The organism is Romboutsia sedimentorum, assembly GCF_030131845.1.
Lineage (GTDB): Bacteria > Bacillota > Clostridia > Peptostreptococcales > Peptostreptococcaceae > Romboutsia_D > Romboutsia_D sedimentorum.
Genome location: NZ_JASKYM010000005.1, coordinates 151,664 through 157,888 on the forward strand (window position 1 = coordinate 151,664; position 6,225 = coordinate 157,888).

The following is a 6,225-nucleotide window of genomic DNA, read 5'->3' on the forward strand; positions in this document are numbered from 1 at the left end:
AAAAAATAGAGAATTTATAACTTAAACTTTACAACAATAAATTCTCTATTTTTATTTGTAGTTATATGTTTAAAAATATAATTTTTTAATATATAAAACAGTTTTTTAATTATGCAAAGATTTAACGAATGTTAAAAAAACTTAACATTGTTAAAAACGTTTAATTTAGACTTTTTAAAATAGGGTTTTATGTATCCTGAATTATATAATTAAATCAGACAAATGTATAAATAAAAAAGACACTTATGATATACACTTAGTTAACCTACTAAAATCAACCAAGGGAGTATCGCAAATGTCTTTTAATCATATTATTAACATAAATCAACTAACAAATCTAGAAGTAAATTATTATCTATGTGTAAATGCAAGAGCTTGCGCTCAAAGAATTAAAATAGGTAAAGATAAAGTTTATAGATATTACAAATTATTTTCCAATGGGCTTACAGTACATGAAATTTACAATCAATATCAAGTGAATAAATGAAAATGTGGCAGAAAAAGTATTGTACTTAACAAAGAAAATTTAGAAAATTCAAATGGAATAGTTAGAAAAGATTTACCTAAGTCTACAGATTTATATATTTATTCTCAAGAATAACTAAATATAATTGCATCTAAATGGAATTCAATTCCTAGAAAATCGTTAAATTATCAAACACCAAATGAGGTTATTAAAAAAGCAACTGGTTTTGAAAGTTTACTACCAGTTGATTAAAGTATCATAGTTGCTTTGTCTCATTTAAATTGACAATTTAGGAAATAATAAATTAATATTTGAATTCAATTGATATCTATAATAGAATTAATACGTACAAAACAAATTTAATAAAAATTAACTTTAATACATTAAGGGTGGTAAAATATGAATAAACTAAGTAAGCTTCAAAGACCTAAAATAATAGGCACTTTGGAAAAATTAGAAGACGTTGTTAGTGAAATCTATAATGAAAACTCACTGTCAAATAAAATTATAGAAAATGTAGTTATAAGTGGACTGGAGGATATAAGAGTTAGTTTTGATAAGTGTGTATTTAAAAATGTTACTTTTGAATATTGTGATTTAACAAAAGTAGATATGATGGATGTTATATTTGAAAACTGTAACTTAGCTAACATACCTTTTAGCAAAGGTAGTATATATAGAACAGAGTTTACAAAATGCAAGATAACAGGTACTAGATTTGATGAATGTTTAATGAAAAATGTACTATTTGAGAGTTGCGTTGGAAAGTATGTAAACTTAGCATATACTAAGTTTGATGGTGTAAATATAATTGAAAGTGAATTTCTAAGTGCAGTATTTCAAGAAGTTGAAATAAAAAAAATGGTATTTGAAAATACAAATTTAAGTAATGCTATATTTTACAATAGTAAATTAAATGGAATTGATTTAAGTACTTGCAATATAGAAGATATACAACTTGGCATAAATGACATATCTGGGGCAAATGTTAGTGTAGTACAGGCACTTGACTTAACTAGACTTATGAATATAAAAATCAAATAGTAAATAAACATAAAAATTACATAAAAAAAGACACGGTATATAGTATTGTTTTTTATACCGTGTCTTTTCTTAATAAATATCATCTTCTTCAATATCTATTAAACCTTTAGAGTCTAAAAATTCTTCTTCATAATCTAATATAACTTTTATAGCTTCATGAGATAACTTATATCCATTTGCAATACATTTTCCATGAATATAAGTTATCATTTCTTCAATAGAGATAACTGGCTGATTCATAAGTGTCACCCTTTCGTAATTCTGTGTTACTACTATTATATAACATCAGTTATAAACTAAAATAGTAGTTTTATTGATAAAAATATGTTCTTAAAAAGTCTTGACAAAAATTATTTATAGATATAATATTTATATAACAACTTAGCACTCGACGATACAGAGTGCTAATAAAGATATTAATTTTATTAAAATAATAATTTTATAAAGCTCATTAATGGAGGGATTAAAATGGATATAGAAAAAATGACAGTAAGAGTACAAAAAAGTTTAAATGATGCTTATAGTATCGCTGTAAAAAACCATAACCAACAAGTTGATATAATTCATCTTTTTAGTAGCTTAGTAAACCAAGAAGATGGACTTATTCCAAATATATTAGAAAAAATGAATGTGTCTGTAGACTCATTAAGAAATAGTATAAATTTAGAACTAAATAAATTACCTCAAATACATGGGCAAGGAATAAGTGCACAAGGTGTTACGGCTACGAGAAGAATAAATGAAGTATTAATTAAAGCCGAAAGTATTTCTAAAGAATTTAAAGATTCTTATATTAGTGTAGAACATGTTATGTTAGCCATTATGGATATGGAAAGCAGCACTGCTTTAGGAAAAGTATTAAAACAATACAATATAAACAAAAGTGATTTTTTAAATGTACTATCACAAGTAAGAGGAAGTCAAAGAGTAGAAACTCAAGATCCAGAAGGAACTTATGAAGCTTTAGCTCGCTATGGTACAAATTTAGTAGAGTTAGCTAAAAAACATAAGTTAGATCCAGTTATAGGTCGTGACGAAGAAATAAGAAGAGTAATAAGGATTTTATCAAGAAGGACTAAAAATAATCCTGTACTTATAGGAGAGCCAGGTGTTGGTAAAACTGCCATAGTTGAAGGACTAGCAGAAAGAATAGTAAGAGGAGATGTTCCAGAGGGTATTAAAGATAAAATTGTATTTTCATTAGATATGGGTTCTTTAATTGCTGGGGCAAAATACAGAGGAGAATTTGAAGAAAGGCTAAAAGCAGTACTAAAAGAAGTACAAAGCTCACAAGGGAAGATAATATTATTTATAGATGAAATACACACTATAGTTGGAGCTGGTAAAACTGATGGAGCAATGGATGCTGGTAACTTAATAAAACCAATGCTTGCTCGTGGTGAGTTAAACTGTATAGGTGCAACTACATTTGATGAGTATAGACAATATATAGAAAAAGATAAAGCATTAGAGAGACGTTTTCAACCGGTCATTGCTGATGAACCAAGTGTAAGTGATACAGTATCTATACTAAGAGGTCTTAAAGAAAGATTTGAAATACATCATGGAATAAGAATTCATGATAGTGCTATAGTAGCCGCAGCTAAATTATCAGATAGATATATACAAGATAGGTTCTTACCTGATAAAGCAATAGATTTAATAGATGAAGCAGGAGCGATGATTAGAAGTGAGATAGATTCATTACCTACTGAACTAGATATGGTAAGAAGAAAATTATTCACACTAGAAACTGAAAGAGAAGCACTTCTTAAGGAAAATGATGAAAAAAGTAAATTAAGACTAGAGAAATTAATAAAAGAAATTTCAGAACTTAAATCTAAAAATGATGAAATGAGTGCTAAATATGAAAACGAAAAAAATCAAATACTTCATATTAAAAACTTAAAAGCAGAACTTGATGAAGCAAAAGGAAATGTAGGAAAATATGAAAGAGAATATGACTTTAATAAAGCATCTGAAGTTAAGTATGGAGTGATTCCAAAACTTGAAGAACAAATACAAGAATATGAAATTAAAATAGCAAAAAATTATGATAATGCATTATTAAAAGAAGAAGTTACTGAAGATGAAATATCACAAATTGTTGCTAAATGGACTGGAATTCCTGTAACAAAATTAGTTGAAGGCGAAAGAGAAAAGTTATTAAAACTAGAGGATGAGCTTCACAAAAGAGTAATAGGTCAAGATGAAGCAGTAACGGCTGTATCTAATGCAGTAATACGTGCTCGTGCAGGACTTAAAGATGAAAATAAACCAATAGGTTCATTTATATTCCTTGGGCCTACTGGAGTTGGAAAAACAGAACTTGCTAAAACTCTAGCACGTAATTTATTTGATAGTGAAGATAATATAATAAGAATAGATATGAGTGAGTATATGGAAAAACACGCAGTATCTAGACTTATAGGGCCTCCTCCAGGATATGTAGGATATGAAGAAGGTGGGCAGTTAACAGAGGCGGTAAGAAGAAATCCATATTCTGTAATATTATTTGATGAAATAGAAAAAGCACATGAAGATGTATTTAACTTATTCTTACAAATATTAGACGATGGAAGACTTACTGACAATAAAGGTAAAACTGTGGACTTTAAAAATACGCTTATAATAATGACATCAAATATTGGTAGTGGATATCTATTAGAAGCTGGTGAAAATATAAATGATTCTACTAAAGATTTTGTTATGAATGAAATGAAGTATAAATTTAAGCCAGAATTTTTAAATAGAGTTGATGATATTATAATGTTTAAAACGTTAGATAAAAAAGGAATCAAAAAAATTATCGATATATTTATGTCTTCTTTAAGAAATAGATTAAAAGAAAAAGATATAAGTATAGAGATAAGTGAGAATGCTAAGGATTTACTTGTAAAAGATGGTTATGATCCAGTATACGGAGCCAGACCATTAAAGAGATATATAAGCAACACATTAGAAACTATAATAGCTAAGAAAATGATAGCTGGAGATATTTATAGTGGATGTAATGTAGTAATTGATTCAGACAATGAAAATATAAATGTATCTGTAAAATAATATAGCAGATTATCCCCCTATCACATTAGGTACTTGTACAAAATGTGATAGGGGGATTTTATATAAATGTATAAAGGTCCTTTTTATTGTTTAAAATTTAAATATATATTAAAAACAAAAGGAGGGCTTTACTTGCCTAAATATACTCAACAACAATTAACTCAAAATATTATAAACATGCTTAAAGAAAAACTACAAAAAGATTATTCTCCAGGAAGCACAAAACGAGATGCACATCCTAAAAGTTTAGGATTATTAAAAGCATATTTTATAGTAGAAAAAAACTTACCACCGAAATATAAAGTAGGTATATTTAAAGAAGAAAAAACTTATTCAACATTTATTCGTATATCAAATTCTAGTCCTAAAATAAACAGTGATAAAATGAAAGATTTTAGAGGTTTTTCTTTGAAATTATTAGATGTACATGGTCCAAGATGCAGTAAAGATGAAAAAACAACACAAGATTTCTTATTTATAAACAATGAAACAATGCCAATTGGGACTCTGAAGCTTTTTCATGATGCCATTTATTATACAACTAAATCTAATCCATTTATATTCGGAGTTAAGCTTCTTTTTAGTGGTAAGATAGGAATATTAAAAGACATAAGACAAAACCAAAAACATGATAGTAGTCCTCTTGATATAAGATATTTTAGTACTACTCCATATATGTTTGGAGAGAAAAAGGTTAAATATAGCTTAGTACCAAGATCTATATACAAAAGTAAACTACCAAAAGATATGAGTTCGACATATTTAACTAATAATATGAAGACACACCTAGATAATCATGAAGCTGTCTTTGATTTTATGGTACAATTTCAAACTAAAGGAATGCCAATAAATGATGCTTCTGTTAAATGGAGTGAAAGTAAGTCTCCATTTATAAAATTAGCTACTTTAAAAATACCTATTCAAGAATTCACAACCAAAGAAAGAGAAGAACTAGGTGAAGTACTTTCTTTCTCTCCTGCTCACTCTTTAGTTAGTCATAGACCTATTGGAGATATAAATATAGCAAGAATTAAAATATATGAAGAAATGTCTAGGTTTAGGCATGATAGAAATAAAGAAGAGCTTTTTGAACCTAATGAAAAAAAATTTAGAAATATAAACTAATAATACAAATAGATAAGTTTTAAAACTATCTCCTAAAATGTAACATATTTGTAACTTATTTGTAACTTATTATTTACAAAGGTGATTATATGTAGTACTATTAAAATAAGAATTAATTGTCGAAAAAGCAATTTTTTTGAATTAATAATTGAAATGGAGGTAGTGTATGATTAAAAAAAGTATAGTAGTGTCAGTTGGAGTAAGTACTATGGCACTTGCAATGGGATGCATAGATTCATATGCAGCAGAAAAAGGGATAGTTAATACTGATGTACTGAATGTGAGAAGCGGAGCAGGCACAAATCATTCTGTAATAGGTAAATTACATAAAGGTAATACAGTCGAAATAATACAAACTTCAGGTGGATGGTATAAAGTAAAGCTATCAAATGGACAAACAGGATGGGCTAGTGGAAATTATATAAGCAAATCTAGCAACCCCGATTCTGGTGGACAAACTGAATCTGGATATGGATTTATAACAACTAGCACTCTAAACGTAAGAAGTGGCGCAAGTACAAGCCATT

6 protein-coding genes are annotated in these 6,225 nt (G+C 27.6%); 5 read left to right on the forward strand and 1 reads right to left on the reverse strand.

The window, feature by feature from the left end:
- Window positions 1–295: 295 nt before the first annotated feature.
- Both QOZ84_RS11355 and QOZ84_RS11365 read left to right on the forward strand, forming a co-directional pair.
- Complete coding sequence (locus QOZ84_RS11355) at window positions 296–487, forward strand: hypothetical protein (protein ID WP_284133078.1); 192 nt, start codon at window positions 296–298, stop codon at window positions 485–487.
- A 378-nt stretch (window positions 488–865) separates the two neighbouring features.
- Entirely contained in the window at window positions 866–1,510 is a 645-nt protein-coding gene (locus QOZ84_RS11365; protein ID WP_284133079.1) for a pentapeptide repeat-containing protein, read from the forward strand.
- Window positions 1,511–1,579: 69 nt separating this feature from the next.
- Here the strand turns inward: QOZ84_RS11365 and QOZ84_RS11370 are convergent, their stop codons facing one another.
- Window positions 1,580–1,750 (reverse strand): hypothetical protein, encoded by a 171-nt coding sequence (locus tag QOZ84_RS11370; protein WP_284133080.1) that lies wholly within the window; start codon window positions 1,748–1,750, stop codon window positions 1,580–1,582.
- 228 nt (window positions 1,751–1,978) lie between these two features.
- Here QOZ84_RS11370 and clpB point away from each other — a divergent pair, with 228 nt between their 5' ends.
- From clpB to QOZ84_RS11385, 3 genes are all read left to right on the forward strand, one after another.
- Window positions 1,979–4,573, forward strand: a complete 2,595-nt coding sequence (gene clpB, locus QOZ84_RS11375) for an ATP-dependent chaperone ClpB (protein ID WP_284133081.1) — start codon at window positions 1,979–1,981, stop codon at window positions 4,571–4,573.
- A 132-nt stretch (window positions 4,574–4,705) separates the two neighbouring features.
- Window positions 4,706–5,698, forward strand: a complete 993-nt coding sequence (locus QOZ84_RS11380; protein ID WP_284133082.1) for a catalase family protein — start codon at window positions 4,706–4,708, stop codon at window positions 5,696–5,698.
- 166 nt (window positions 5,699–5,864) lie between these two features.
- Window positions 5,865–6,225: SH3 domain-containing protein (locus QOZ84_RS11385; protein WP_284133083.1), on the forward strand; the 361-nt coding region annotated here is incomplete at its 3' end.

What these genes read in the sequence shown, in the direction of transcription:
- QOZ84_RS11355 (WP_284133078.1), top strand. Translation starts at nt 296, where the DNA reads ATGTCTTTTAATCATATTATTAACATAAATCAACTAACAAATCTAGAA.
- QOZ84_RS11365 (WP_284133079.1), top strand. Translation starts at nt 866, where the DNA reads ATGAATAAACTAAGTAAGCTTCAAAGACCTAAAATAATAGGCACTTTG.
- QOZ84_RS11370 (WP_284133080.1), bottom strand. Translation starts at nt 1,750, where the DNA reads ATGAATCAGCCAGTTATCTCTATTGAAGAAATGATAACTTATATTCAT.
- clpB (WP_284133081.1), top strand. Translation starts at nt 1,979, where the DNA reads ATGGATATAGAAAAAATGACAGTAAGAGTACAAAAAAGTTTAAATGAT.